Raw genomic sequence first — 24,831 nt, 5'->3', positions numbered from 1 at the left:
ACCTGCATCACCCCGAATGGTCGAATGAACACCTCGGAACGCACAGCTGCGATGTTCACTTCTGATCGTTATCGATACTTTTCGTCGAAGGACTTCCATGAACCCACACGAGTGGCCGCGTACGTGGCAGCCGTCCCGACGCGACTTCCTGCGGTCCGCACTCGTCGCTGCGGGTGCGATCACCGCCGGTGGCGCGCTGTCGGCATGCTCGAACAGCGTCGACCCGAACGTCACCACGCTCGGGTCACGCCTGTCCGACCCCAACTCCAAGCTGGGTGTCGAGGACTTCGTCGCGATGTACCGACAGCAGACCGGGCGCGAGTTGGCCGTCAACACCGTCGACTCGACGTCCTTCCAGGAGAACGTCAACAACTACCTCCAGGGCACCCCCGACGACGTCATCACCTGGATGGGTGGGTACCGGGTGAAGTACTTCGCCGAGAAGGGTCTGGTGGAGGACCTGTCGCCGATCTGGGCCAACCACGGCGGCGGCTTCAACGAGAGCTTCCGCGACAACTCGACCGGTATGGACGGCAAGCAGTACCTGATCCCGTTCTTCTACTACCCGTGGGCGGTGTTCTACCGGCCGAGCCTGTGGGCCGAGCGAGGGTACGAGCCCCCGGCGACCTACGACCAGTGGGTGGCGCTGAGCAAGCAGATGCAGGCCGACAGCCTCACCCCACTCGGCTTCGGTGCCCGCGACGGGTGGCCGCCGTTCGGAACGTTCGACTATCTGAACCTGCGACTCAACGGCGTCGAGTTCCACCGAACCCTCCTCGCCGGCGACGTGAGTTGGACCGACAATCGCGTCCGCGCCGTGTTCGACACCTGGCGTGAACTGCTGCCGTTCCACCAGCCACAGCCACTGGGCCGCAAGATCGCCGATGCGCAGATGGCGCTGCTGAACAAGAGCGTCGGCTCCCTGGTCGCCGGCATGTTCGTCGCGCAGAGCTTCCCCGCCGGTGCCGAACGCGACGATCTGGATTTCTTCACCTTCCCCGAACTCGACTCCGCCGTCGGAACATCCACGGTCGAGGCTCCGATGGACGGGTTCATGATGCGCACCGACCCACGCAACCGCCCGGGGGCCGAGGACTTCCTCACATTCATGACCGGACCCGACCCTGCCGTCGCCTACGCGAAGCAGGATCCGCAGGCGATTCCCGCTCACCGCGACGCCAACCTGTCGAGTTTCCCTGCGCTGGTACGCAAATCGGCGGATCTCGTGCAGAACGCCGAGGAGATCACCCAGTTCTTCGACCGCGATACCCGTCCCGATTTCGCATCCATCGTCATGATTCCGGCCCTGCAGCAGTTCATCGGCAACCCCAACGATGTCGACGGCCTGGTCCGCAGTATCGAACGCCAGAAGTCGGCGGTGTTCGGAACGACATGAGCCGCAACGACGTCACTGTCCCATCCCGCCGACCTCGAGATCAGGTACAGCCATGACCACCACCGAACGGGTTGCGTCCCCGAAGGTTCGGCGCAGTGTCCGCGAGAAGTGGACCATCGCTCTCATGCTCGGGCTTCCCGCGCTGATCGTCATCGGCCTCGTCTGGATTCCGACGATCTTCACGGTGATCCTGTCCTTCGCCCGTTGGGACGGCATCGGCGGCACGTCGAGCATCGAGTGGATCGGCACTCAGAACTACGTCGACGCGGTGCAGGCCTACCCCCCGTTCCAGCAGGCTCTGCACAACAACGTGCTCTGGCTCGTGTTCCTGTTCCTGGTTCCCACCGTCATCGGCATTCTGCTGGCGATCCTGCTGGACAAGAACCTCAAGGGATCTCGGCTCTACCAGAGCATCTTCTACATTCCCGTGGTGCTGTCGATGGCCCTCATCGGCTTCATCTGGCAGCTCATCTACTCCACCGAAGGCGGCGTCCTCAACAGCCTGCTGGGCACCGACGTCGACTGGCTCGGAGACCCGGACATCAACATCTGGGCCGTGATGGTCGCGGCCGGGTGGCGTCATACCGGCTACATCATGCTGTTGTACTTGGCCGGCCTCAAGGCCATCGATCCGTCCGTCCGCGAAGCCGCGGTGATGGACGGCGCGGGGCCGATCCGCACGTTCTTCAGCGTCATCTTCCCGCTGATGAAGAACACCAATCTGCTCATCGTCGTCATCACCGTCATCGAGGCACTGCGCGCCTTCGACCTGGTCTGGGTGATCAACAGGGGCAGAAACGGATTGGAACTGATCTCGGCGTTGGTCACGGCCAACGTCGTCGGTGAAGCAGGCCGCATCGGCTTCGGCTCGGCCCTCGCGACCGTCATGCTTCTCATCTCTCTCGTCTTCATCGCCCTGTACCTCGCCATCGTTCTTCGGAGCAAAGACTGATGACCACTTCACTCACCCGCACAGCGCCTCCCGAGCGTGATCCACTGACCCGCAACCGCGCTGCCGTCGCCAACCGTCGGCGCGCAGGCACCGCCCAGATCGCGATGTACGTGCTGCTGACCGTCATGGCTCTCGTCTGGCTCTTTCCGCTCGTGTGGGCGGTGTACAACTCGTTCCGCGACTACGACTACGTACTGCTCAACGGCTATCTCTCCGTGGGTGGTTACACGCTGAGCAACTACATCGATTCGTGGCAGATCGGCGGGATCCCGCACTACTTCTTCAACTCGCTGATCATCACCGTGCCGTCGGTGTTGCTCATCCTGTTCTTCGGCTCGATGGCGGCGTTCATCCTGGCCCGCTTCAGCTGGAAGTTCAACATCTTCATGCTCGCGGTGTTCATTGCAGGCAACCTACTGCCCCAGCAGACCCTCCTCACGCCACTGTTCCGTCTGTACAACGCAATTCCCGTTCCGTACTGGATGAGCTCGTCCGGTTCGCTGTACGACAGCTACTGGGGCCTGATCATCGTGCACGTCGCCTTCCAGACCGGATTCTGCGTGTTCGTGCTGAGCAACTACATGAAAACCGTTCCGCACGAACTGCTCGAGGCCGCCACCGTCGACGGAGCGAGCCTCTTCCGCCAGTACTGGCAGGTGGTGATGCCGCTGTGCCGGCCTGCCCTCGCCGCCCTTGCCACGCTGATGGTGACGTGGATCTACAACGACTTCTTCTGGGCACTGGCCCTGATGGTCAGCGGAGACAAGCTCCCGGTGACGACGGCGCTGCAGAATCTGCAGGGTAGCTTCTTCACCGACACCAACTTGCTCGCCGCCGGCTCTGTCATGGTGGCTCTGCCGACAGTGCTGGTATTCGTTGCGCTGCAACGCCATTTCGTGTCCGGTCTGACGATGGGTGCCAACAAGTGAGCTTTGTCGTCCTTCGCCGTGACGGTGTCATGGTGATCCTCGGGCAGTCGTCCACCGCCGTTCCGGCCGTGTTGCACTGGGGTTCCGATCTGGGCGAGCTGTCCGAGAGCGACCTCACCGAGCTGCGCAGGGCCGCCATCCCCGCTGTTCCACACTCGAGCGTGGACGTGCCACGGTGGCTCACCCTCGCACCCGGCGGCGACGACGCCTGGCAGGGAACACCGGCTCTGGCATTGCACCGCTCCGGCACCGTGCAGTACCCACGCTGGGCGGACGTGCAGATTGCCGCTACCGAATTCGGTTGTGTTGTGGACGCTTCCGATGGCGAGTTGGGAATCTCGTGGTCGATCGAGTTGTCCCTCGAGGTCGGTGGATCACTGCGGGTGCGGCAGAGTGTCCGGAACGACTCCGGCGGACCCTTGACCGTCGACGGCGTCGTGACCCTGATGCCGTTGCCGGACACTGCAACCGAACTTCTCGACCTGACGGGACGGCACTGCCGTGAGCGCACCCCGCAGCGTCGACGGTTCGACCACGGCTCGACCGTGCGCGCGTCGCGTCGCGGAAGAACCGGGCACGACGCCACCCTGGTCCTCACCGCCGGCAGCGAAGGCTTCGGCTTTCGCAGCGGCGAGGTGTGGGGCGCGCACGTCGCGTGGAGCGGTGATCACCTGCATCTGGCCGAGCGCCTCCCCGAGCGCGCCGGCCAGGCCTCGGGTGTGCTCGGTGGCGGAGAGCTGCTCGCTCCCGGCGAGGTCGTGCTGCCGAGCGGTGACAGCTACACGACGCCGTGGGTGCACTTCGTGTATTCCGCTGCCGGGCTGGATGGTTCGGCGCATTCGCTGCATCGCTGGATGAGGTCCCGGCCCGCACATCCCACCTCGCCGCGGCCGGTGGTGTTGAACGTGTGGGAAGGCGTCTACTTCGATCACGATCTCGCCCGGCTCCGGGGGATCGCCGACGTCGCCGCGCATGTGGGTGTCGAACGATTCGTGCTCGACGACGGTTGGTTCCGGCACCGTCGCGACGATCGAGCCGGTCTGGGTGATTGGCAGGTGGACGAGGGCGTCTGGCCCGACGGGCTTGCACCCCTCTTCGATCACGTCCGCGGGCTCGGTATGAGTCCAGGGCTGTGGTTCGAACCGGAGATGGTGAACCTCGACTCCGATATTGCTCGGGCGCATCCGGATTGGCTGCTCACGGCACCCGGGCGGATCCCACTCGAATGGCGTCACCAGCACGTGCTCGACCTGACTCGCGACGAGGTGTTCGACTACCTGCTCTCGTCGATCGATTCGGTGCTGACGACCGAGCGGCCGGACTACGTGAAGTGGGATCACAACCGAGACCTGATGCTGGCGGTCGACGCCGACGGACGGGCAGCGGTGCATGCCCAGACCTCGGCGTTCTACCGGTTGCTGGACGAGCTTCGGTCCCGACATCCGAACGTCGAGTTCGAATCCTGCGCCTCCGGTGGTGCGCGCATCGACCTCGAGGTCCTCGAACACACCGACCGGGTCTGGGCGTCGGACACCAACGATCCACTCGAACGTCAACGCCTGCAACGATGGACGACGCAGTTGCTGCCGCCGGAGCTGATCGGCTCGCACGTCGGGCCTCAGATCGCGCACACGTCCGGCCGCTGGTCGACTCTTCAGTTCCGTTGCTTGACATCGCTGTTCGGTCACGCCGGACTGGAGATGGATGTCACCGAGCTCTCGTCGGAGGACCACGAGTACCTGAGGTCGTGGACTGCGCTGTACAAGGAACTGCGCGCCCTTCTCCACACCGGGGACGTGGTACGCGCCGACCATCCCGACCCGAGTGTGTGGGTGCACGGCGTCGTAGCAGCGGACTTCTCGGAGGCTGCGTACGCCGTGGTGCGGTTGGACACCTCGCCCGAGGATCGCACCGATCGGGTTCGGCTTCCCGGTCTCGATCCGACCGCTCGGTATCGGGTCGAGTTCGTGCGTGAGCTCAGCGACCTGGGCAACGGCATCGAACTACCGCCATGGATCGCCGAGAGTGGAGTGGTCGAACTGACTGGTTCGATGTTGGCGCGGGCGGGCGTGGCACTACCGGTGCTGTTCCCGCAGACAGGGGTGCTGCTGCGAGTCACCGCACAGTGAGCCGGATCGGGCCACTGGTCAGTAGTCCTCGTCGCTGTCCGAGGCCGACCGGCCGCGCCCGATTCTCGTCAGGTGCACGCGTCGGGCGAGGCGAATCAGCGGCCGAATGAGCAGTTCGATACTTCCGAGGAGGAACAACCACGTGCCGGCCACAGTGGTGCTCTCGTGGAAGAACAGGATGCTGCCGATGATGAACCAGACGGCAACGAGAATGTCGTTGATGATGCTGACGACTTCCCATCGCTGCCGGATCACCAGTTCCTCGTGTCCGATGGTGAAGGTCAGGTCGTTCATAGCGGCTCCTGGGGAAGATGAGTATGTTGAATTCGCCTACCCCAATTCAGCTACTCGAACCACTGGACCTGCGTTGCCATGTTCAGCAGCTTCGCCCGACGGGTCTCGTTCGTCTCACCGATTCGGGCAATTCGTCCGTAGACATGCGCTCGAAAGTCGTTGCGATCCTGGAGATTCTGCTCGACAGGACCGGTGGTGATGCAGTTGTGCAGCAGCGCCCTGAGATCGTCGTATTCCTGTCGGGGTACTGCCGGCCACGAGTTGACGACGAGTCCGGTGAGCTGTTGCCGCTGATGTGCGCGCCGGATCCGGGTCTTGTCGGGGTGAATCGTGAAGCCTTCGTCGTGGGCTATCTGGGAAATCAGCCACAGCAGTCGGTCGACATCGATGTCTGCACCACCGGAGAACGCCAGATCGTCGGCGTATCGGCTGTAGCGGGCGCCGACGGACCGGGCCAGGCCTGCGGCTCGGATATCGAGTTGTCGCGCAGCCAGATTCGCCAGGGCGGGGGACGTGGGCGCGCCCTGCGGTAGGTGGGTGGTGCGTAGCCTCGCCGCAGTAGGACGGTCCATCCCGATCAATTCGGATGCCGGGGTGACCGTCGTGCACAGTGCCGCGAGTGTGGCTGCGACCGTTCGCGGATAGCCCACGGCCTCGAAGATCGCGACCACTCGATCGAACCCGATGGACGGGAAGAAGCGTCGGAGATCCACCGAGATCACCACGTCGCGTCCGGAATGCGGCATCGCGAAGGTACGCGGACTGCGCGCGTTGCGAAAGCCGTGCGCGGCCGCGTGGGCGGGAATTCGATCGAGGATGCGGCGCAGTATCTTTCGTTGAATCTCCCGCAGACGCGGTTTCGGCACCTCCAGCAAGCGGACGCCCTTACGCTTGTCGAGTCGCGCAGACCGATAGTGCTGCAACGGAAACGGCGCGGTGCGCAGCCTGCCCTGCAGATCGGCGAACCATTCGATTTCCGAGATCGTCAGATCCAGCGACCGCGCGAGCTGGCCGGTGGTCTCGTACCGCGGTACCTCGAATCGCCAGGGCTTGTCACTGTTGCGAGTCGGTCTCTGTGACGATACCGACGGCTCCGGAATGAACGGAAGGTCGCGCAGCAGAACGAAAATCGACGCCTCGTCGAACGGCGGACTCGGATACAGATTGACGACCCGATCTGCCAACCACGACGCCTTGGCCGGGACGAGTGGCTCGAACGCCTCCTCGAGTCCCGACCGCGTCCATTCGGCATCGGCAGCCAGGCGCGCCAGTGTCGCAGCTGCTCGCGGGGTGAATTCCGGCTCGGTCATGGATGGCTACTGATCGGGTGCAACGCTGTGACATGCAACGGCGCGGGGCGACCGAAATCTTTCGTCCTCGGAGCTGCCAAGCACGCGGAGCGTGCGGACCAGCTTCGGACGCAGTGCTCGATTTTCATGATGTACCCAGGGGTTACCCCTGAGACCGGTCTCGTGGACCAACTCTCGCCCACGCGCCGCTGCATCCCTCCACCATGCCAAAGGGAGGTAGATCTGTCAGCGGGACCGTCAGGGAAAGATTGATTCCACGGTGCCCATGACAATCGTCGTAGAGCTGCGGCCGCACCTGCTGGTTCACTATCGTCCACCGCGCGCAACTACCCGCCGATCGACGCCGATTCCGAACGCCTAAGTCCGAAGCGAAGGTAGTGGAACCATCAGGAGCTCCGCCGCGTCCAAGACCGTAGACATTCGCGAGAAATGGGTGAGGCAATGCGCAGGGCACAACGATGGATGCCGGCGATGGCGGTGCTGCTGATCGCCACGGGCTGCGCGAGCACCACCGAAGTTGCCGCGTCGCCGGAAACGGAAACCAGCACCACCGTCGCGGCCGCCACTACGCCGTGGGATCCCTGCACCATCCGCGACGAGGCCATCGAGCGAGCGGGATTGAACGTGGAGACGAAGGAGTCGGGAATCTTCGGACGCGATCAATACGGATTCAAGATTTGTGGTTGGGAGAACCAGGCACCAACCGGTGTGTACTACTTCTCGATCTTCGTCGGGCTCGAAAGCATCGACTACATCGACGAACCGAGTACTTTCGATCGACTCCAGCCCGTGCGAGTGGGCACTCGCAACGCCATCCAGTATCAGCAGGTCAATGCCGATTCGACGCGCAACTGCGGTGTCGCGTTCACCGCCGGACCGGAATTGATAAGAGCAACTTGGATCACTGGCGCACTCGTCCGCAAACCGGCGTACGACCCGTGCATGGAGCTCAACTCCGTGGTCACAAAGCTCGATCCCGAATTTCCCAGCTAGATCTTCGATCAAAGGATGCCGTGACTGTGACCGACGCCCAGCCGAACCTCATCGCACATTGGCAAGAACTCAATGCCCGAGCCGACGCCGGCACGATCACCATTCCCCCCGATGTCGCCGCAAATTGCGACGCAGCCTGTGTCACCTATCTCGCTCACCTTCAAAAGATGCAGGCACAGGCGGCCCAGCTGGGCGAATTTCAAGACTGGGGCGATTTGAAGTCCGCCCAGGACCTGCGCGACAGATTCCTCAAGAAGGCCACCGGTACGGATCGGTCACTCGACGTGATTCTTCAGCAGCACATCGACGTCATCGAATCGATGCGGATGCTGTTTCGTCGCTACTTCGACGAGACCGAAGCTGCCGATGCCCAGACGTCTGCGAACATCACCGCACTCACTCCGAAGAACTGATAGACCGCCGCTGTCGCCGGACCCCCGGCTATCCCGCCCGCACCCGAAGCACGCGTCGGGTCACTGTCACGGTTGCCACCAGCGCGAGGGCCGAACCCCGCGACCACCCGTCAGGACGATGCGACGCACGATCCCCGAGCCCGACATCGGCCAAGGCTGCCGTCACCTCCCTCGCCGGGACCCGGCGACCGGCGAACCGCACGGGCAGTTCGACGTTCTGCGCAGCGGTCAGTTGAGCCCACCAGATTGAACGCCTGAAACACTCCCCCGCTCGAAGTCCATCGTCACCCCGTCGAGAGCTGTCACCGCACGCGAGCCCTCACCATGCACCTTCCGAACATCGTGGAGCCGAACCGCAACTGCATCCTGTCGAATCATGCAGTCATAGAATCTGTTTCATCGACGCGGCACAGTGACGCGCGCACTACGAAAAATCCGTGGGTCAGCCATACCAACTGCGGCGTGCGCTGTGTCTACGATGGCCGACCCCTCGATCCACGCCCAGGATCGTCAAGTACACCCCGTCGAAGAGGTGTGGATCCCCACTACCGGCGTGAATCCAGCGTCAGGCGCGTAAGCGGGCACCTCGCCCGTCCCGGGAACCGTTGCCCGCCGGCGTGCGTCCAAGCACTTAGGTGTTCTCGAGGAACGGACAAGAGCAATGGGCAGGGCACAACGATGGACGCCGGCGATGGCAGCACTTCTACTGCTCGCGGGCTGCGCGAGCACCACCGATGGTGACGCCCTCGCCACAGCGACATCGAGTGCGGTGGCTAGTACGACCAACCCCGCGCCGACGCCCTGGGACCCATGCACCATCCCCGACGAGGCCATCGAGCGAGCGGGATTGAATGTGGGCACCAAGGAGTCGGGGGTGTTCGGCCGCGATCAGAACGGATTCAAGATATGCGGATGGGAAAGCCGGCCGCCGAGTAGCAAGTATTACGTGCGTGTTTTCGTCGGTTTCGAGACCTTGGACTTTGTCGACGATCCGAGCTACTTCGATCGACTTCAACCTGTCCGGGTGGGCACACGCGACGCCACGCAGTACCAACAACTTGCGGCCGATGCAGCTCTGAACTGCGGTGTCGCCTTCGTCGCAGGTGCTGAATTGATCAGGGCGACAATAATCACGGGCACACAGGTTGGCAACCCGCCGTACGACCCGTGCACCGAGTTAAACGCGGTCGTGGCCGCTCTCGATTCCGAACTTCCCACCTAGACCACCCCGATACGAAAGGCGTCGAACTCGTGGCCGATTCCCAACCGGACCTGCTCACGTACTGGCGGGACCTCAATGCCCAAGCCGACGAAGGCACCATGGCCATTCCCGCTGACGTCGCTGCCAAGTGCGACGCGGCGTGTGTCACTTACCTCGCGCACCTCGAGAAGATGCAGATCGACGCGCTCGCGTTGGCAGAAGCGAAAGACTGGGGCGACTTGAAGTCCGCCCAGGACCTGCGCGACAAATTCCTCAAGAAGGCCACCGGCACCGATCGGTCACTCGACGTGATTCTTCAGCAGCACATCGACGTCATCGAATCGATGCGGATGCTCTTTCGTCGCTACTTCAACGAGACCGAGGCTTCCGACGACCAGACAACTGCGAGCATCACCGCGCTCACTCCAGAAAACTGACTCGCGCTCTCGAATTTGCGCGACGCACGATCCACGTCCCCTGCACGCGAATACGGCTGGTTGTCGCGCACCTGAGCATTCACTATCAACCGCGATGCGCGGACAGCCTCCGATCGGATGCGGTCGTGAACGCACAGGTGCGAAAAGTAAGGGACGACGTCCGCTGCAAACGCCTCTCGGCGAGTGGTCGCTCGAAGCGACAAATGGGGTGAGGCCCGGGGCTTGCCAAGCGAACGCCGTCGAAAGAGTCCAACGAGGTGCCTTCGCTGACTATTCCCACCCACGTCAGCTGTGTTCGGTGATCATCACTGCCATGGTGTTCGGCTCGAGCGCCTCGAAGATGTGCGGCCCATCGCCGGGATAGGCGACGTAGTCACCCGGAGCCAATTCGACGGCCTCACCCATCGGCCCGACCATCGCCCGCCCGGCACTGAGCACCACATGTTCGACAACTCCCGGCGAATGCGGGTCCGAGCGCCTCGGTTCACCGACGTTCGCGCTGATCAGATAGATGTCCCGTCGAGCGTTCGGTGGAGACGACGCCAGCAGCGTCGCCGAGTAGTCCGCCCTGTCCGACGCGAATCTCGGCCCCTCCCCCGCACGGATCAGACGGACAGACTGCTTCGCGGGTTCGACCAGTCTGGAGAACGGCACGTCCAGCGTGACGCTGAGCGCCCAGAGGGTCTCGAGACTCGGGTTTCCGGTACCCGATTCCAGTTGTGACAGAGTCGATTTGGCAATTCCTGCTCGACGAGCCACTTCCGCGAGAGACAGGCCGACCCGTCGTCGTTCCTGCTGGAGAGCGGCAGCGATGGCCGCAATCGGTGGTCCGGTGTCCGCCATTCGTTCACTCCATCGGTACGCGCGTTTGATTTGACGAACAGCCTAACATCGTCCACTATAACGACCATGCGTTCGACATGGCGAACCCCAGGCGGTTCGAGCAATTGGCTCAGAAACTTCGGCGGGGTCAACATCCGCGACATAGCGCTCGTCTGTCTGGCCGACGCGCTCGTCGGAGCATCGTTCGGTGCCATCTCGGTGGCCGCTGGCCTGCCCCTGTGGTTGCCGGTCGTGATGTCGCTGGTGGTCTTCGCGGGCTCCTCCCAGTTCATTTTCGTCGGCATTCTTGCGGCAGGCGGCAATCCCGTTGCCGCCGTCGCGAGCGCGTTGCTCGCCAACACCCGACTCGTTCCGCTCGGCTTCTCCATCGGCGAGGTCTTCCAGAACCTGTCGCCGATCAAGCGGCTGCTCGGAACTCACCTCATCACGGACGAGGCGGTGGCCTTCAGTGTGTCCGAAAAGGACGAGGTCAGTCGTCGAACAGCGTTCTGGCTGTGCGGCATCGGTCTGTTCGTCACCTGGAACATCGGCGTCGTGATCGGCACCCTCGGCGGCGGAGCGATCACCGACACTGCCGCACTCGGTCTCGATGCCGCATTCCCGGCGATTCTGCTGGGACTGATCATGCCTGCCCTTCGAGACAAGGCCACCCGCACTGCAGCCCTTCTCGGAGCGGGTGTCGCTCTCGTCGCGTCGATGTTCTTGCCGAGCGGGCTGCCCGTGCTCCTGGCCTTGATCGCTGTCGTCCCGGCCATGCTGTCCACTGCTCCTGTAGCACCGAAGGAATCCGCATGAACCTCACGATTCCCCTGATCGCGCTGATCATCGGCACCTATGCGCTCCGCATCGCAGGGCCGGCACTCCGAACCCGAGTCACCATCGCGCCTCGCATCGACAAGGTCATGACCACTGCCGTCGCCGTCATCTTCGTGGCACTGATCGCCACATCGACCCTCCTCGTGGGCAAGGACTTCGCGGGATTCGCACTCCCTGCAGGCGTCGCCGTTGCCGCCGTACTGGCCTGGCGCAAAGCGCCCTTCGTCGTCATCGTGATCGCGGCGGCAGCGACCACTGCCGTCCTCCGCTGGATCGGCGTCGACTGACTCCGCAGCGGTCAGTTGGTCCACTCGATGTGACATTGACCCCCGAAAACGCCACCAGATGTCACATTGAGTACCAAGGCACGGGAGCAAAGACAACCCCGCCGCCGGACCCTTCGCGCACTACCGACACGGCAATCGCCCGATTCGCCGTACTGGCGATCTCGGCTCGCAAATCCATCGACACGCGGCATCCCGGGAGATCGATACCCGAACCTACTCACCTGAGCGTCCACTATTGCTCTGCAACCACCGAATCCCGCTCCTCGAACCAAATTGTGGACACTGACAGCAGTCGCTTCGAGCAGCCCCGACACCGCCGACGCATGCGCGGACCCACCCGTCCCATGCGGTCACCATCTCCGTACTGCCCCCTCCCTCCCCGCTCACTGACTCCCCAAGTCCACTCGATGTGACATTGACCCCCGAAAAGGCCACCAGATGTCACATTGAGTACCGGGGAACGGGAACAATGGGGAAGGAACACGGGAAATCGACTGTCGACTTTGGGAGCAGCAATGACCGCGCTGGATGCAGTACGACGACGGTGGCCGAAGACGATGCCGTTGCAGCCGCTGCCGTCGGAGTCGTGGGCCAAGCAGGAGCCCACCTGGAAGGGTGCGAATCCGCAGGTCATCGAGTCCGCATTGAAGCGTGCGAAGACTCGGACCTCCGGTAACTGGTTCGTGTTCGCCGCCAGTCGCGACGTCAAGGCCGACAAGCCGTTCGGTCGCTATGTCGGCACTACCGAACTCGTGGCCTGGCGTGACTCCGCAGGCAAGGTGCACATCGGCCCCGGCGCGTGTCCGCATCTAGGTGCCGCGCTGGATACCGCGAAGATCGAGTGCGACACGTTGGTGTGTCGCTGGCACGGTCTGGCGCTCGGCCCGAAAGGGAAGACGGGTTGGCGTCCGGTTCCCGCATTCGACGACGGCGTTCTGGTGTGGGTGCGACTCGACGAGCTCGGCGGTGAGGAGCCGACGCCCGTCCCCGTGGTCCCTATCCGCCCACCAGCCTCCACCGCCATCGCCGGCGTGGTCACCCTGGTCGGCAAATGCGAGCCCGACGACATCATCGCCAATCGTCTCGATCCCTGGCACGGCGCGTGGTTCCACCCGTACTCGTTCGCACGCCTGAAGGTGGTCAGTGCGCCGACCGAGATCGACGTGCCCGACGAGGACGATCGCTTCTTGGTCGACGTGACCTTCCGCGTCAGCCGGGGCATCGGCGTTCCGGTGCGGGCCGAGTTCGTCTGCCCAGGTCCTCGTACCATCGTGATGCGCATCCTCGACGGTGAAGGAGCGGGAAGCGTCGTCGAAACGCACGCGACGCCACTTGCCCCCGCAGCCGACGGCACCCCGCGCACCGCCGTCATCGAGGCCACGATCGCCAGCTCGGATCGTCCGGGATTCCAGATGGCGCGCAAGGCAGCGGGGCTCCTGCGTCCGGCGATGAACTTCACCGCTGCACGGTTGTGGAAGGACGATCTCGACTACGCCGAGCGACGCTACGAGTTGCGTTCGCAGGGCCGGGCCTGATCTAGCCTTCGACGAACTCGGCGAGTTGTGCGATGACGGTCCCCCAGCCGTCGTGGAAGCCGTACTCCTCGTGCATCTTTCGGTCCTCTTCGTTGCGGTGCATCACGTGGGCGTGGTAGTTGGTTCCGTGGGGGTGGTCGGAGAGGGTGATCACCGCGGTCATGAACAGCTGCGGTGCCGGCCGCCACCCTTCGACGAGCGAGTTGGTGAACACGATGCGCTCACCGTCGTCGACGGCCAGGAAGCACCCGTCGATGTGCGGCGCGAAGTCGCCACCGGATTCGCTGATCAGCGTTCGGAAGGCACCACCGGGCTGAGGATCCCAGGCGTCGAACTCGCACAACGCCGGCGCGGGGACCCACCACTTCTCGAATTTCGACGGGTCCGTCCACGCACTCCAGACTGCAGCGCGTGGAGCCTTGATGACGCGGGAGATGGTCAGGTCCAATGCAGGATCGATCGATGTCATTGCGCTTCACTTTCTTTCGAGGAGCCGGTGACGAACTGTTCGAGGCGATCCGTCCGGGATTCCCAGACGGCCCGTTGGTCTTCCAGCCAGTGACCGGCCACGTCCAAGTTGGCTCGCTCGATCGAGCACGCACGGACGCGGCCGACCTTGCGCGTACTGATCCAGCCACTGCGTTCGAGCAGACGAATGTGTTTCATGAACGACGGCAACGTCATGTCGAACGGTTCGGCGAGCTCCCCCACAGTTGCCGGTCCCGACCCGAGCCGACCCAGAACCGCTCGCCGCGTCGGATCGGCCAAGGCCTGGAACACGTCGTCGAGAACTTCCGAATACTGAGCCATAAGGCACACTATCGCTGCAGTCATACTTAGCGCAAGGGCTAAGTATCACGGATCTTCCGACCCGACCACGCTACGAACCGTCGGCAAGATCCTTGAAGTACCGAGCAACAGGCCATCGCTGAAAACCGTTCGCCTCGTACGCTGCTCGCGCTGGCGCGTGGCCGGGATCATCACCGGTCTCTACCATGATCATCCGCAGTCCGGCTGCCTTCACCCTTTCGAACGATCCTTTCATGAGCGCTCGACCGATACCGTCTCGTTGCCGGGCTGGATCGACGACGAGGACATACATCTCACCCATGTTGTCGTCGGGGTGCAGTCGGGTGCAGACCCAGCCGATCGGACTGTCACCGTCCAGAGCAACGTCCACGTTCTCGGGTTCGTCGTCGACGACGGCCGCCAGATCGTCGTACTGACGCGCTCTCCACCCCGCCGGATAGAAACAGTCGTACACGAACGGAGGGACGGACTCCTGCACGAGCGGAAACGCCGGTTCCCACGCGCGAAGTGACAGCGCAAGCACCTCGGCCCGGTACTGCTCGTCGTACGGCACGATGGTCATCACCAGCGTGAGTGTAAGCGGTGGTCGAGTCCGCGACCGATCATTGTCTGCCAGTCGGGCCGCGAGCCCGACCCCTGCTGCGCCGCAGCACTATCGGTGCTGAAAGTTTTCTGAGAAAGTAGCAGAACACTCTTGGCACTCACCACATGAGAGTGCTAATTTTTGTTCTGCACAGTTCAGGAGCGCCTCACCACAGGGGTGAGCGCATCTGCGTACAGGAGGTGGTTGCTGTGCTTCGATTCGATCCGTTCCGTGACGTCGATTCACTGGCCTCGGCGATGCTGGGTGTCTCTTCCGGTTCGGACCGCGCTCCACGTTTCATGCCGATGGATCTGTACAAGGTCGATGATCACTACGTACTCAGCGCCGATCTGCCCGGCATCGACCCGGGATCCATCGACGTCGACGTCGATCGCGGCACCTTGACGCTCACCGCGCATCGTTCGGCACCGGAAAGCTCGGGTGTGCAGTGGATTTCCTCGGAGCGCTTCGCCGGAACCTATCGTCGCCAGGTCTCACTCGGTGACGGTGTCGACACCGAACGCATCGCTGCGTCCTACGACAACGGCGTTCTGTCGGTGACGATTCCGCTCGCCGAGCGTGCGAAACCTCGAAAGATCGACATCACTCGCGCCGAGTCGCCCAGCGAGCAGAAGTCCATCGAACACGAGCCGGCCTGAACCGAACCGACCACGACACGGCAATGGGGGTGATGCACTATGCAATCCGAGGCAGTGGTGTGGACGGAATCGACCGACCGTGAGCAGTGGTGGCGCACGGTGGTGGGCGTCGAGACGGGCTTGCGCGAGTGCTCGACGGCGGATCTGCTCGATCAATGTCGAGTAGAACCTCTCGACGACGATCTCTATCCGCATTCACAGCAGGCAGCCTGACGAGAAGGGGCGGCACCGAACACTCGGTGCCGGCCCTTCTCATCGGAACATCTACAGGGACAACGAAAAGAACGCACTCGATGGATCCACCACGTAGTCCGCGAACGGCGGGCACTCGACGAATCCGTTTCGCACATACAGCCTGCGGGCGGCGGCGAAATAGTCCTGAGTTCCCGTCTCCAAGCTCACCCGCTCGTAACCACGTCGCCTCGCGTTCTCCAGCGCGTGACCGAGCAAACGCGACGCGACACCCTGCCCCCGCGCCGCCTTTGTGGTCCGCATCGACTTCAGCTCACCGTGAGCAGGTGAAAGCTGCTTCAAAGCAACGATTCCCAGCAGAGCGTCTGCCTCCCAGGCAGTCCACACGCTGACGTCCGGTCCACGCAGACCTGTCAGATCGAGAGCATGCACACTCTCGGCCGGCGACGTCGCATGCATGTCCGCAAGATGCTCGGTGAGCAGGGCATGCACCTCAGGACGCGTGAGATCGTCGGCCTCGATCCCCACTGCAGCCTCCCTGTCGTGAACGGAAATTCGACCCCTGCTACGAAGTTTCGCTCACCTGCGGCGAAGCCGCTCCAAGGCTTCGAACATCTTGAATCGTCCACTGGTGGGCACTGTTTCGATGTCGTGCCCGGTGATGCCCCAGCTCGCCAGAAGCGTGTTGGCAGCGTGCAGACCGGTGGTGGCCGCACGTTCCATCAGTGCCACCGGCAGGTCGATGCGGATGCCGTCACCCGCGAGTACCAGTGCGGGTTCGGGGGTACGGACGGTCGGGCGTTCGGCGAACGCGCCGAGGCCGAACATGGGGCAGTCGTCGCGCCACTCGGATCGCTCTGCGACGACCTCTGCAGCAGCGGTTTCCGGATAGATCTCGTGCATCCGATCCATCAGCTGCTGCCGGGTGACCTCCTCGGATTCCTCGGCGGCGTAGGCGTGCAGTTCGACGACGGAGCCGCCGGTGCGGGCAGCCCACTGCGCCGCCTCGTCCTCGAATCGTTCGAGCACACTGATGTTGTCGATCGGGGGCATACCACCGGTGCCGATGAAGGCGGGACGATCAGCGTTGACGGCCTTGCTCAACCAGACTCGGTGCACCAGGAACGGCGGCGTGTTCTGCAGGGCCGCAATCTGTTCGCGCCACTCCGGCGTCCCGAGCTCCGTGGACTGCTCGAGCACCCGCTGCAGTCCGGCGATGTCGGTGGCGAGTACCACCGCGTCGGCGTCGATGATGCCGCCTGCGTCGACGCGAAACTTGCGCAAACCGCCGCGGGTGATCTCGCCGCACGGTGTGGAGGTTCTGATGTCGACGCCCAGACCGGTGAGGTAGTCCCCTAACGGGTTCCACAGCGCCTGCGGGTACGGGTCACGGGGAACGTCGAAGATCAACCCCTCGGAGGAGCCGAGGAAGTAGATGTGGAACATCATCGCCAGCTCGGCGGCGGACATCTTCTCGGGGTCGGCGAAGAAGCTTCGGGAGAACACTCCGAACGCCAGGTGCCGTGCTGCCTCGGGGAAGTTGATGTTGCGCAGAAATTCTGCGGCCGGAGTGGTGTCCAGCTCGTCGAAGGTCTTGGGCACACTCACCGTCATCAGCGGCAGCGCGGCGATGCCGTTGAGGTCGGTGAGATCCTTCCACCGGAACGTCGGACTGCGCTTGACGAACGCGAAGGCGTTGAGCGGCGGCGTCTCCGGCAGCCCCTTGAATCCGTCGATTCGACCGTCGCCGTCGATCAGCGGGTAGTCGTCGACCGGACGCAACCGGGCCAGCCCCGGATCGGTGCGCCGCAACAGGTTTCTGAGGTTGTAGTACTGCCGGAAGAACGCATGGAAGCCGCGGCTCATCGTCGCGGGCGAGCCGTCGTCGAGCGTGGTATCCCACCCACCGACACGACCACCGAGGTAGCTCTCGCGCTCGACCACGTGCACTTTCACCCCGCGCTCGGCCAGTGCGGTCGCAGCACTCAAACCTGCGATACCACCACCGACCACCACCACGTGCGGGATGTCCGCCAGTTGACCGGCACTGGAATAGCCCTGCGCGGCAGCATGGGTGACCTTTTTCGAATCGGTCAACGCTCTTCCTCCGCGGGACGAGAACCGAGGAACGTGTGCACCACATCGTTCTGCCAACCGGTCATGGTTTCTCTGGCGACACCGGTGTAGCCGGCACGCTGCATCCGCCGCATGAAGGCCGATGCGCCGTCAAAAGTCACCACGCTGCGCCACAGGTGCCGATACAGGGTCGCATCGCGCGTCGCCAGCCAGCCGAGCGGAATGATGATGCCCCAGCTCACCACGTTCCAGGAGATCCTGGCCCGCAGCGAATCATGCACGGAGTACTCGTGGAATGCGATGGTCGAGCCCGGACGCAGCAGCGACAGAAGCGATTTCAGCTCCGTGTCCGGATCGTCGACGTTCCTGATGAGGTACGCAGCGAGAATGGCGTCGAACGGACCGTCGACCCCGTTCATCGCCAGATCCTCGACGCGTGAGTGCACGAACGTCACGTTCGACGGCCACTCCTTGCTCCGCGCGACGTCGAGCATCTCGGCCGACGCGTCGGCGGCGACGATCTCCGCATGCGGCGCGGCTTCGAGCAGCGCTGCAGTGGATGCGCCGGTGCCACAACCGATGTCGAGCAGACGGAGGCCTGCCCCCAGGTTCGGGATCCGCAGCCGCTTGGCCGACTTGAGCAGGTGTTCGTGGTAACCGGGGTTCGCTCCGACGAGTCGGTCGTACGCCTTCGCTCCGACGTCGAATGCCCCGGGAACTTCGTTGCGCGGCAGTCCGCTCTTACCGACCTTCACAGTGCCTCTTCCTTGCTCACGCGGGCAGAGGGCCCACCCTGGACCGATACGACATCACCGTGCTGCAACTGCCGTCCGCGCCGCACGTCCACATCCCCGTTGACGCTGACCAAACCGTCGGCGATCACACCCTTCGCCTCGGCACCGGATTCGATGAGGTTGGCGAGCTTGAGGAACTGACCCAGTCTGATCGATTCGTCGCGGATGGGGACATCGTGTGCGTCGGACATGGCTCCATCCTGTACTAGCAAGCCGTTCGCTGCTACCAACCGGTCACATCGAGGAACGGAACCGGCGCAACCGCAGGCTGTTGCTCACCACGAACACCGAGGACAGCGCCATCGCAGCGCCCGCGAGCATCGGGTTGAGCAGGCCCGCCGCGGCCAGCGGGATCGCCGCGACGTTGTAGGCGAAGGCCCAGAACAGGTTGCCCTTGATGGTGCTCAGCGTGCGCCGGGAGAGCCTGATGGCGTCGCCCACGGCCCGGAGATCACCACGCACCAACGTCAGGTCGCTGGCCTCGATCGCCACATCGGTGCCGGTACCCATCGCGAGACCCAGATCGGCCGTGGCCAGCGCGGCCGCGTCGTTGATGCCGTCGCCCACCATCGCCACGACCTTGCCCGACGCCTGCAGTTCGGTGACGGCATCGACCTTGCCCGTCGGCAGGACACCGGCGATGACCTGGTCGACTCCCACCTCGGCGGCGATCGTGCGCGCGGCGGCCTCGTTGTCGCCGGTCAGCATGACAGGAGTCAGGCCGAGTGCTCGGAGTTCCGCGACGGCCTGCTTCGAGGTCGGCTTCACCGCATCCGAGACCACCAGCACGCCGCGGGCCCTTCCGTCCCAGCCGAGGGCGACGGCGGTACGGCCCTGATGTTCGGCCGTCTCGAAGGCGTCGGCCAACTCCGCCGGTAGAGGCATCGACCAGTCGGCAAGCAGTGAACGGCGCCCGATGACCGCGGCGCGACCATCGACGACGCCCTGCACCCCGAGGCCGTCGAGGTTGGTGAATTCCTCGACGGGCATGGACTGGGTCGAATCCGCGATGGCGCGGGCGATGGGGTGCTCCGAACCCGATTCCAACGCCGCTGCCACGGCACGGACCACGTTCTCGTCCTCGCCGTCGGCCACGTGCACCGACTGCAGTGTCATCTCACCGGTGGTGACGGTTCCCGTCTTGTCGAGCACGACAGTATCGATGCGTCGCGTGGATTCGAGAATTTCCGGACCCTTGATCAGGATGCCGAGTTGCGCCGCCCGACCGGTACCGACCATCAGTGCGGTGGGTGTGGCCAGTCCGAGCGCGCACGGGCACGCGATGATGAGCACCGCGACCGCAGCGGTGAACGCACCTGCCGCGGAACTGCCTGCACCGAGCCAGAATCCGAGCGTCGCGACCGAGATCGCGATGACGATCGGTACGAAGATCCCGGAGATGCGATCGGCCAATCGCTGCGCCTGCGCCTTGCCGGTCTGCGCGTCCTCGACGGCCTTCGCCATCTGGGCGAGTTGAGTATCGGAACCAATTCGCTGCGTCCGCACGGTGATTCGGCCACCCACGTTCAGCGTCGCGCCGACCACGGTGTCGCCGACGCCGACTTCCACGGGCACGGATTCGCCCGTCAGCATCGATCTGTCGACGGCCGAGGATCCGCTCTCGACGGTGCCGTCGGTGGCCACCTTCTCGCCCGGACGAACGACGAACAGGTCGCCGACGGCCAACTGCTCGATCGGAATCTGTTGTTCTCTACCGTCTTTCAGTACGGAAACCGTCTTTGCACCGAGGTCCATGAGGGCACGCAGCGCCGCCCCGGCCTGACGCTTGGACCGACTCTCGAACCATCGCCCGGCCAGGATGAAGGTGGTCACACCCGCCGCGGCCTCGAGGTAGATGTTGCTCGCCCCGTCCGTCCGCGCGATCGTGAACTCGAACGGATGCGTCATGCCTGGTGTGCCTGCGGTGCCGAAGAACAGTGCGTAGAGCGACCACCCCAACGCAGCGAGGGTGCCCATGCTGACGAGGGTGTCCATGGTCGAGGTGCCGTGCCGAAGGTTGGTCCATGCCGCGCGGTGGAACGGCAGTGCGCCCCACACCACCACGGGCGCGGCGAGAGTCAACGACAGCCACTGCCAGTTGGTGAACTGCAACGCCGGGATCATCGCCATCGCGATCACCGGCACGCTGAGCACCGCCGAGACGATCAGCCGCTGCTTCAGCGGGTCGGTGGGGAGTTCGTCGGCTGGTTCGGCCGCGGGAAGAGTGGCGGTGTAGCCGGCGGCTTCGACGGCCGCAATCAGCTCGTCGGTGGCCACGCCGTCACTGGTGACGCGCGCCTTCTCGGTGGCGTAGTTGACCGTCGCCGATACTCCGTCGAGCTTGTTGAGCTTGCGTTCGATGCGGTTGGCGCACGACGCACAGGTCATGCCACCCAGAATCAGTTCGGTTTCCGTACTCATCCCTGATTCCCTTCTACCTCGATGACGAATTCGGCGGTGTGCACGACTCCCCGGTGCTGGAAGTCCAGATAGAGCGCATATGTTCCCGCGGTCGGTGCGTCGACGATGAAGTCGACCGTCGGCCCCGGCGGCCCGTCCTCCGGATGTACGTGCAGGTAGGCGAGGTCGTCGGCGCGCAGGGCCACCAGGTGTCCGTACGCGCCGAGGTACGGCTCCAGGTCGGTGACCTCGCGGCCGTTCTGATCGACCGTCAGAGTGACGGTGGATTCCTCCCCCGCGACCACCGCGCCGGCGAGCGTCACGTCGTAACCGTCGACACTCGATGTCACATTTGGTGTACTCGGGGGCTGCGGCCGATAGTCACCGGGAACGGTCAGCTCGGCTCCGAGGGTGATGTTCTCCCCGCCCGCCGGGGTGAAGTCGGCGAACAGACGGTACGGGCCGGGCCTGCTGAGATCGAGAGCCGTCGACCATGTTCCCGACGCGTCACGCGTCGGATGTACGTGCTGGAAGTCCGTCAGATCGCGCCGCACGGCGACGAGGTGCAGTTCCTTGGTGTGCACGACGTCGTAGTCGGTCAGAGCAGCCCCGTCCGGTCCGTTGATCGTGAAGGCGAGCGGTACGTCGGCGCCGGATTCGACGACGACCCGATCTAGCGACAGTGTGTAACCGTCCTGGGTCGCCTGCAGCCCGGCAGGCACTGCGGCCGAGGCAGTGGTGTCATCGTGCGCGCCGTGGTCGCTGTGCGGCGTTGCTGCCGTCGCCTGCGCGTCGGGTCCGATCTTGTCGCCGACGAACAGGGCCGCCAGGAACAGGAACGCAATCCCGACGACAAAGCCGACGAGCTTGGTGGGTGCGTCGGGTTCCTGCCGTCCTGAGTTCACATCACTACCCTACCCCCCCAGGGTATCTAAGCGGTAGGTTCGAGGTGCATCTTGTAGCCGACGTGGGAATCGACGAAGCCGAGGCGGGTGTAGAAGCGATGGGCGTCCTTTCGACTGGCGTCGTAGGTCAACTGCACCAGAGCACACCCACGCCGCTCGGCCTCAGCGATCGCCCACCTGATCAGCGCACCGCCGAGTCCCCGGCCGCGCCACCGCGCGTCCACCCGAACGGCTTCGATCTGTGCCCGCAATGCGCCTGCTCGCGCAAGCCCGGGAATGACCGTCAATTGCAGCGTTGCCACCACCGCTTCACCGTGCACCACCACTACCTGCAGGTTTCGTGGGTCCGAAGCAATGTCCTCGAATGCACTCCGATACCTGCTCATGTCTTCGGCGGACTCACGCGTGACACCCAGCGGGTCGTCGACCAGCAACGCCACGATCGACTCCAGGTCCGACGCCACCGCCTCACGCAGAACACAGTGGGTGCCGTCGGGCAGGTCGAATCCCGTCGATGTCATTCGAGGGTGAAAAGCCATGCGTACGACGGTAAATGATGCGCTTTGTAACGCGAACGACCCGACCGACGAAATCCCGGGTAACCCACTGGCAACTGCAGTCGGGATCGGTTCGGGCGGACGTGATGGGGATCGAAAACATGAATGTTGGCAAGTCGAAGCGTGTGCGCGTTGCGCTGAGCGCGTTCGCGATCGGAGCACTCGGTGCCGGAGTAGTAGTGGCCGCACCGTGGTCGGCTCCGTCCACGACCACCGAAGCGTCCATCGAACTGGTGTCTACGGCAACGTGCTACGACATGGTCAGCATCGCCATCGGCGGACGCAGCGACACACCCCGCGAGGGCGTCAAGTGGCTCACGACTCCCGATGGCACGCGACTTCCCGCAGCAATGTCGGGCGACTACACCAGTGACTGGATCGACCAGGCGGTGCGTGCGCCGATCGGGAAGGTCGATGCCGATTCGTACGCCGCCGTCTACGTGGAATACCCCGCCGACATGGCGAGCTACGAGAACGCCGTGCAGACCGGCGTCACCAACTCGCAGACCATCATGAAGTCCATCTCGGCGTCCTGCCCGCAGACACGTTTCGCCATCGTGGGCTACAGCGAGGGCGCGGACGTCGCCCGTCGCACCGCAATGGAGATCGGAAACCAGACCGTTCCTCAGGACGGCAAGTACGGCATCATCGACCCCTCGCAGGTCGTCGGAGTCGTCATTCTCGCCGATGCAGGTCGCGTCGCTGGCGAGGGTCCGTTCCCCGGTGCCGACAACCCGTTCAGCAACCCGGACGGCTTCGACACCAAGTACCAGAACGGCAACACCGCAATTCCCGGCCAGGGCGCACTGCCCGGCACGTCCGGCGGATTCGGCGCGCTCGACGGCCGAGTGGCCTCCTTCTGCTCCGACGGCGACCTCACCTGCGCACTGCCGGAGAACACGTCACTGATTCACCTGGCCGCCAACGTCGGTCGTCAGGTCAATGCCGACGCATTGCAGAACGAGCAGCTCACCCCCGCCACCGGTGCCGATCTCGCACTGGCCATGGGACGCATCGCAGTCAACGCCTTCAACGACATCGCCTCGCAGCCCAACTGGATGCAGAGCGACGAGACGTTCCTCGACGTGTTGATCAAGGTGTCCGAGCCCAACTACAAGCCCGGCGCAGTCACCACCCCCGTCTCGGCCACGGTCGACGGCGAGCAGGAGCCGATCGAAACCGGTCAGATGGTGGACCTCGTGTACTTGCCGCAGAAGATCTTCCGCGAGATCACTGGCTTCATCTCTTCCAACCAGAACACCGTTCCGGTGATCATGAACGACCCGTACGGCCTCACCCTGGCACCCGGATCGGGACATCACTTCGACTACTGGCGTGACTCCGACGCCGCCAACGGTAAGCCGTTGACCTCGGTGCAGTACGCCGCGGCGTGGTTGACCCAGCTGGCCGAGCAGGCCAACAGGGGCGAGCCGGTGAAGACCAAAGAGGTGCAGGAGAAGGCCGGACGTGCAGCGGTCGAGACGATCGTGGCCCCGAAGACCACCTCGGCCACGGCAACCCCGAAGGCCACGACGACCGCGCCGGCAACCTCGACGCCCGTCGTGACCACCACGGTTCCGGTTGTGCCTGCACCCGCGGCAGAAGCACCAGCACCAGCACCGTCACCGGCACCGGCATCCGAGCCGGTCGTAACCCCCGAGTGCACCGTCCCGGTCGAGGGTGAGACCCCCGTCGAGGGTGCACCGCCGCTCTGTGTCACCGCGACCGAGACGGCTGCTGAAACAGCGACCGAGACCGCGGTTCCGACGACCACCGAGGTTGTACCTGCGTCGTAGTCCGTTTGCTCGCAGATCGCTCACGAGCCCGTCCACCGCAATCATCGGGTGGGCGGGCTCTGTGTTTTCACATCGAGAGTACGACGGGCCTCAGGCCGTGCCGCGTAGCTTCCCTCGGACCACGATGCCCACGATCAGTAGCGCCACCGCCACGAACACCACCATCGACGGACCGCCACGGTCGAGACCGGTCAACGTCGGAAGCGGCGCGAGCAGTGCGAGCGCCAGCGGCGGCAGAGTCAGTGCGCCGACGCCGCCGCCGTACCAGAACCCCTTGATTCGTTCCCAGTCGGAACGGCTCTGGATCCGATCTTCCACATGCACCATGACTGTCGCCAGCGGTATCGCCACGAACAGCCACAATAACGGGGACAGCGGCAGTCCTACTCGGCCCAGCAACGCGTCGGTGATGAGTGTCGCGCCGAAATACGAAGGCAAGAACACCGCAACGGCGAGGAAGAACCCCAGTGTCACGTCGGAGGCGTCGTCGGGCAGATTTGTGTTCCCGCTGTGATCGGACATCA

28 protein-coding genes are annotated in these 24,831 nt (G+C 64.1%); 14 read left to right on the top strand and 14 right to left on the bottom strand.

The genetic code is table 11. The features are described 5' to 3' along the window. Positions 1-97: 97 nt before the first annotated feature. The 4 genes from AABD04_RS00560 to AABD04_RS00545 are packed head-to-tail and all read left to right on the top strand — an operon-like array spanning position 98 to position 5,406. On the top strand, positions 98-1,396 hold the full coding sequence (locus AABD04_RS00560; RefSeq protein WP_341439833.1) for an ABC transporter substrate-binding protein: 1,299 nt from the start codon (positions 98-100) through the stop codon (positions 1,394-1,396). 52 nt (positions 1,397-1,448) lie between these two features. Next, the gene (locus tag AABD04_RS00555; RefSeq protein WP_243595787.1) at positions 1,449-2,348 is read left to right on the top strand and encodes a carbohydrate ABC transporter permease; all 900 of its coding nucleotides are present in this window, start codon (positions 1,449-1,451) and stop codon (positions 2,346-2,348) included. Beyond that, positions 2,348-3,277, top strand: a complete 930-nt coding sequence (locus tag AABD04_RS00550; RefSeq protein ID WP_341439832.1) for a carbohydrate ABC transporter permease — start codon at positions 2,348-2,350, stop codon at positions 3,275-3,277. Before AABD04_RS00555 ends, AABD04_RS00550 begins: the two co-directional genes overlap by 1 nt. Continuing rightward, complete coding sequence (locus AABD04_RS00545) at positions 3,274-5,406, top strand: alpha-galactosidase (protein ID WP_341439831.1); 2,133 nt, start codon at positions 3,274-3,276, stop codon at positions 5,404-5,406. Before AABD04_RS00550 ends, AABD04_RS00545 begins: the two co-directional genes overlap by 4 nt. 18 nt (positions 5,407-5,424) lie before the next feature. Here the strand turns inward: AABD04_RS00545 and AABD04_RS00540 are convergent, their stop codons facing one another. Together AABD04_RS00540 and AABD04_RS00535 are read right to left on the bottom strand one after the other, a co-directional pair. Continuing rightward, complete coding sequence (locus tag AABD04_RS00540) at positions 5,425-5,700, bottom strand: YrhK family protein (protein WP_243595784.1); 276 nt, start codon at positions 5,698-5,700, stop codon at positions 5,425-5,427. 50 nt (positions 5,701-5,750) lie between these two features. Then, the gene (locus tag AABD04_RS00535) at positions 5,751-7,010 is read right to left on the bottom strand and encodes a reverse transcriptase family protein (RefSeq protein WP_341439830.1); all 1,260 of its coding nucleotides are present in this window, start codon (positions 7,008-7,010) and stop codon (positions 5,751-5,753) included. Between the two features lie 441 nt (positions 7,011-7,451). Between AABD04_RS00535 and AABD04_RS00530 the strand changes: the two genes are divergently transcribed. The 4 genes from AABD04_RS00530 (at position 7,452) to AABD04_RS00515 (ending at position 10,054) form a co-directional block, all read left to right on the top strand. Next, a complete protein-coding gene (locus AABD04_RS00530) occupies positions 7,452-8,003 on the top strand; it encodes a DUF3558 family protein (RefSeq protein ID WP_341439829.1) in 552 nt (183 codons plus the stop codon). A 20-nt stretch (positions 8,004-8,023) separates the two neighbouring features. Then, a complete protein-coding gene (locus AABD04_RS00525; protein ID WP_341439828.1) occupies positions 8,024-8,416 on the top strand; it encodes a hypothetical protein in 393 nt (130 codons plus the stop codon). Between the two features lie 691 nt (positions 8,417-9,107). Next, positions 9,108-9,638 (top strand): DUF3558 family protein, encoded by a 531-nt coding sequence (locus AABD04_RS00520; RefSeq protein WP_341439827.1) that lies wholly within the window; start codon positions 9,108-9,110, stop codon positions 9,636-9,638. A 29-nt stretch (positions 9,639-9,667) separates the two neighbouring features. Then, positions 9,668-10,054, top strand: coding sequence for a hypothetical protein (locus AABD04_RS00515; RefSeq protein WP_341439826.1), 387 nt, complete (start codon positions 9,668-9,670; stop codon positions 10,052-10,054). A 285-nt stretch (positions 10,055-10,339) separates the two neighbouring features. On the opposite strand, the gene AABD04_RS00510 is transcribed toward AABD04_RS00515, so the two are convergent. Then, a complete protein-coding gene (locus AABD04_RS00510; RefSeq protein WP_243595777.1) occupies positions 10,340-10,897 on the bottom strand; it encodes a helix-turn-helix domain-containing protein in 558 nt (185 codons plus the stop codon). A 66-nt stretch (positions 10,898-10,963) separates the two neighbouring features. Between AABD04_RS00510 and AABD04_RS00505 the strand changes: the two genes are divergently transcribed. From AABD04_RS00505 to AABD04_RS00495, 3 genes are all read left to right on the top strand, one after another. Next, positions 10,964-11,692 (top strand): AzlC family ABC transporter permease, encoded by a 729-nt coding sequence (locus tag AABD04_RS00505; RefSeq protein ID WP_341439825.1) that lies wholly within the window; start codon positions 10,964-10,966, stop codon positions 11,690-11,692. Continuing rightward, positions 11,689-12,000: an AzlD domain-containing protein gene (locus AABD04_RS00500; RefSeq protein ID WP_341439824.1), complete on the top strand. Its 312-nt coding sequence runs from the start codon at positions 11,689-11,691 to the stop codon at positions 11,998-12,000. The genes AABD04_RS00505 and AABD04_RS00500 overlap by 4 nt, the downstream gene beginning before the upstream one ends. A gap of 515 nt (positions 12,001-12,515) precedes the next feature. Continuing rightward, the gene (locus tag AABD04_RS00495; protein ID WP_341439823.1) at positions 12,516-13,535 is read left to right on the top strand and encodes a DUF5914 domain-containing protein; all 1,020 of its coding nucleotides are present in this window, start codon (positions 12,516-12,518) and stop codon (positions 13,533-13,535) included. A 1-nt stretch (position 13,536) separates the two neighbouring features. On the opposite strand, the gene AABD04_RS00490 is transcribed toward AABD04_RS00495, so the two are convergent. From AABD04_RS00490 to AABD04_RS00480, 3 genes are all read right to left on the bottom strand, one after another. Continuing rightward, complete coding sequence (locus AABD04_RS00490; protein ID WP_341439822.1) at positions 13,537-14,004, bottom strand: SRPBCC family protein; 468 nt, start codon at positions 14,002-14,004, stop codon at positions 13,537-13,539. After that, entirely contained in the window at positions 14,001-14,345 is a 345-nt protein-coding gene (locus tag AABD04_RS00485; RefSeq protein ID WP_335742628.1) for an ArsR/SmtB family transcription factor, read from the bottom strand. The genes AABD04_RS00490 and AABD04_RS00485 overlap by 4 nt, the downstream gene beginning before the upstream one ends. A gap of 70 nt (positions 14,346-14,415) precedes the next feature. After that, a complete protein-coding gene (locus tag AABD04_RS00480) occupies positions 14,416-14,907 on the bottom strand; it encodes a GNAT family N-acetyltransferase (protein ID WP_341442908.1) in 492 nt (163 codons plus the stop codon). Between the two features lie 230 nt (positions 14,908-15,137). Between AABD04_RS00480 and AABD04_RS00475 the strand changes: the two genes are divergently transcribed. Then, positions 15,138-15,587 (top strand): Hsp20/alpha crystallin family protein, encoded by a 450-nt coding sequence (locus tag AABD04_RS00475; protein ID WP_243595771.1) that lies wholly within the window; start codon positions 15,138-15,140, stop codon positions 15,585-15,587. 39 nt (positions 15,588-15,626) lie between these two features. After that, positions 15,627-15,800, top strand: a complete 174-nt coding sequence (locus AABD04_RS00470; protein ID WP_243595770.1) for a hypothetical protein — start codon at positions 15,627-15,629, stop codon at positions 15,798-15,800. Between the two features lie 51 nt (positions 15,801-15,851). Here AABD04_RS00470 and AABD04_RS00465 read toward each other — a convergent pair whose 3' ends face one another. The 7 genes from AABD04_RS00465 to AABD04_RS00435 are packed head-to-tail and all read right to left on the bottom strand — an operon-like array spanning position 15,852 to position 22,493. After that, complete coding sequence (locus tag AABD04_RS00465) at positions 15,852-16,307, bottom strand: GNAT family N-acetyltransferase (RefSeq protein WP_341439821.1); 456 nt, start codon at positions 16,305-16,307, stop codon at positions 15,852-15,854. A 51-nt stretch (positions 16,308-16,358) separates the two neighbouring features. Further along, on the bottom strand, positions 16,359-17,876 hold the full coding sequence (locus AABD04_RS00460) for an NAD(P)/FAD-dependent oxidoreductase (protein ID WP_341439820.1): 1,518 nt from the start codon (positions 17,874-17,876) through the stop codon (positions 16,359-16,361). Beyond that, positions 17,873-18,610 carry a class I SAM-dependent methyltransferase gene (locus tag AABD04_RS00455; protein ID WP_243595767.1) on the bottom strand — a complete coding sequence of 246 codons (738 nt, stop codon included), beginning with the start codon at positions 18,608-18,610 and terminating at the stop codon, positions 17,873-17,875. The genes AABD04_RS00460 and AABD04_RS00455 overlap by 4 nt, the downstream gene beginning before the upstream one ends. Then, positions 18,607-18,840 (bottom strand): RNA-binding S4 domain-containing protein, encoded by a 234-nt coding sequence (locus AABD04_RS00450; protein ID WP_032397061.1) that lies wholly within the window; start codon positions 18,838-18,840, stop codon positions 18,607-18,609. The genes AABD04_RS00455 and AABD04_RS00450 overlap by 4 nt, the downstream gene beginning before the upstream one ends. A gap of 43 nt (positions 18,841-18,883) precedes the next feature. Further along, positions 18,884-21,070, bottom strand: coding sequence for a heavy metal translocating P-type ATPase (locus tag AABD04_RS00445; RefSeq protein WP_341439818.1), 2,187 nt, complete (start codon positions 21,068-21,070; stop codon positions 18,884-18,886). Beyond that, positions 21,067-21,954, bottom strand: a complete 888-nt coding sequence (locus AABD04_RS00440; protein WP_341439817.1) for a hypothetical protein — start codon at positions 21,952-21,954, stop codon at positions 21,067-21,069. Before AABD04_RS00440 ends, AABD04_RS00445 begins: the two co-directional genes overlap by 4 nt. A gap of 26 nt (positions 21,955-21,980) precedes the next feature. Then, positions 21,981-22,493: a GNAT family N-acetyltransferase gene (locus AABD04_RS00435; protein WP_341439816.1), complete on the bottom strand. Its 513-nt coding sequence runs from the start codon at positions 22,491-22,493 to the stop codon at positions 21,981-21,983. Between the two features lie 104 nt (positions 22,494-22,597). Between AABD04_RS00435 and AABD04_RS00430 the strand changes: the two genes are divergently transcribed. Then, the gene (locus AABD04_RS00430) at positions 22,598-24,307 is read left to right on the top strand and encodes a cutinase family protein (protein WP_423228102.1); all 1,710 of its coding nucleotides are present in this window, start codon (positions 22,598-22,600) and stop codon (positions 24,305-24,307) included. Positions 24,308-24,397: 90 nt separating this feature from the next. Here the strand turns inward: AABD04_RS00430 and AABD04_RS00425 are convergent, their stop codons facing one another. Beyond that, entirely contained in the window at positions 24,398-24,829 is a 432-nt protein-coding gene (locus AABD04_RS00425; RefSeq protein WP_341439814.1) for a hypothetical protein, read from the bottom strand. Positions 24,830-24,831 lie beyond the last annotated feature (2 nt).

Source organism: Rhodococcoides navarretei (genome assembly GCF_038069675.1).
GTDB classification, from domain to species: domain Bacteria; phylum Actinomycetota; class Actinomycetes; order Mycobacteriales; family Mycobacteriaceae; genus Rhodococcoides; species Rhodococcoides navarretei.
The sequence above is the reverse complement of the archived record's forward strand: the minus strand, read 5'-3'. Positions and strand labels throughout refer to the sequence as shown.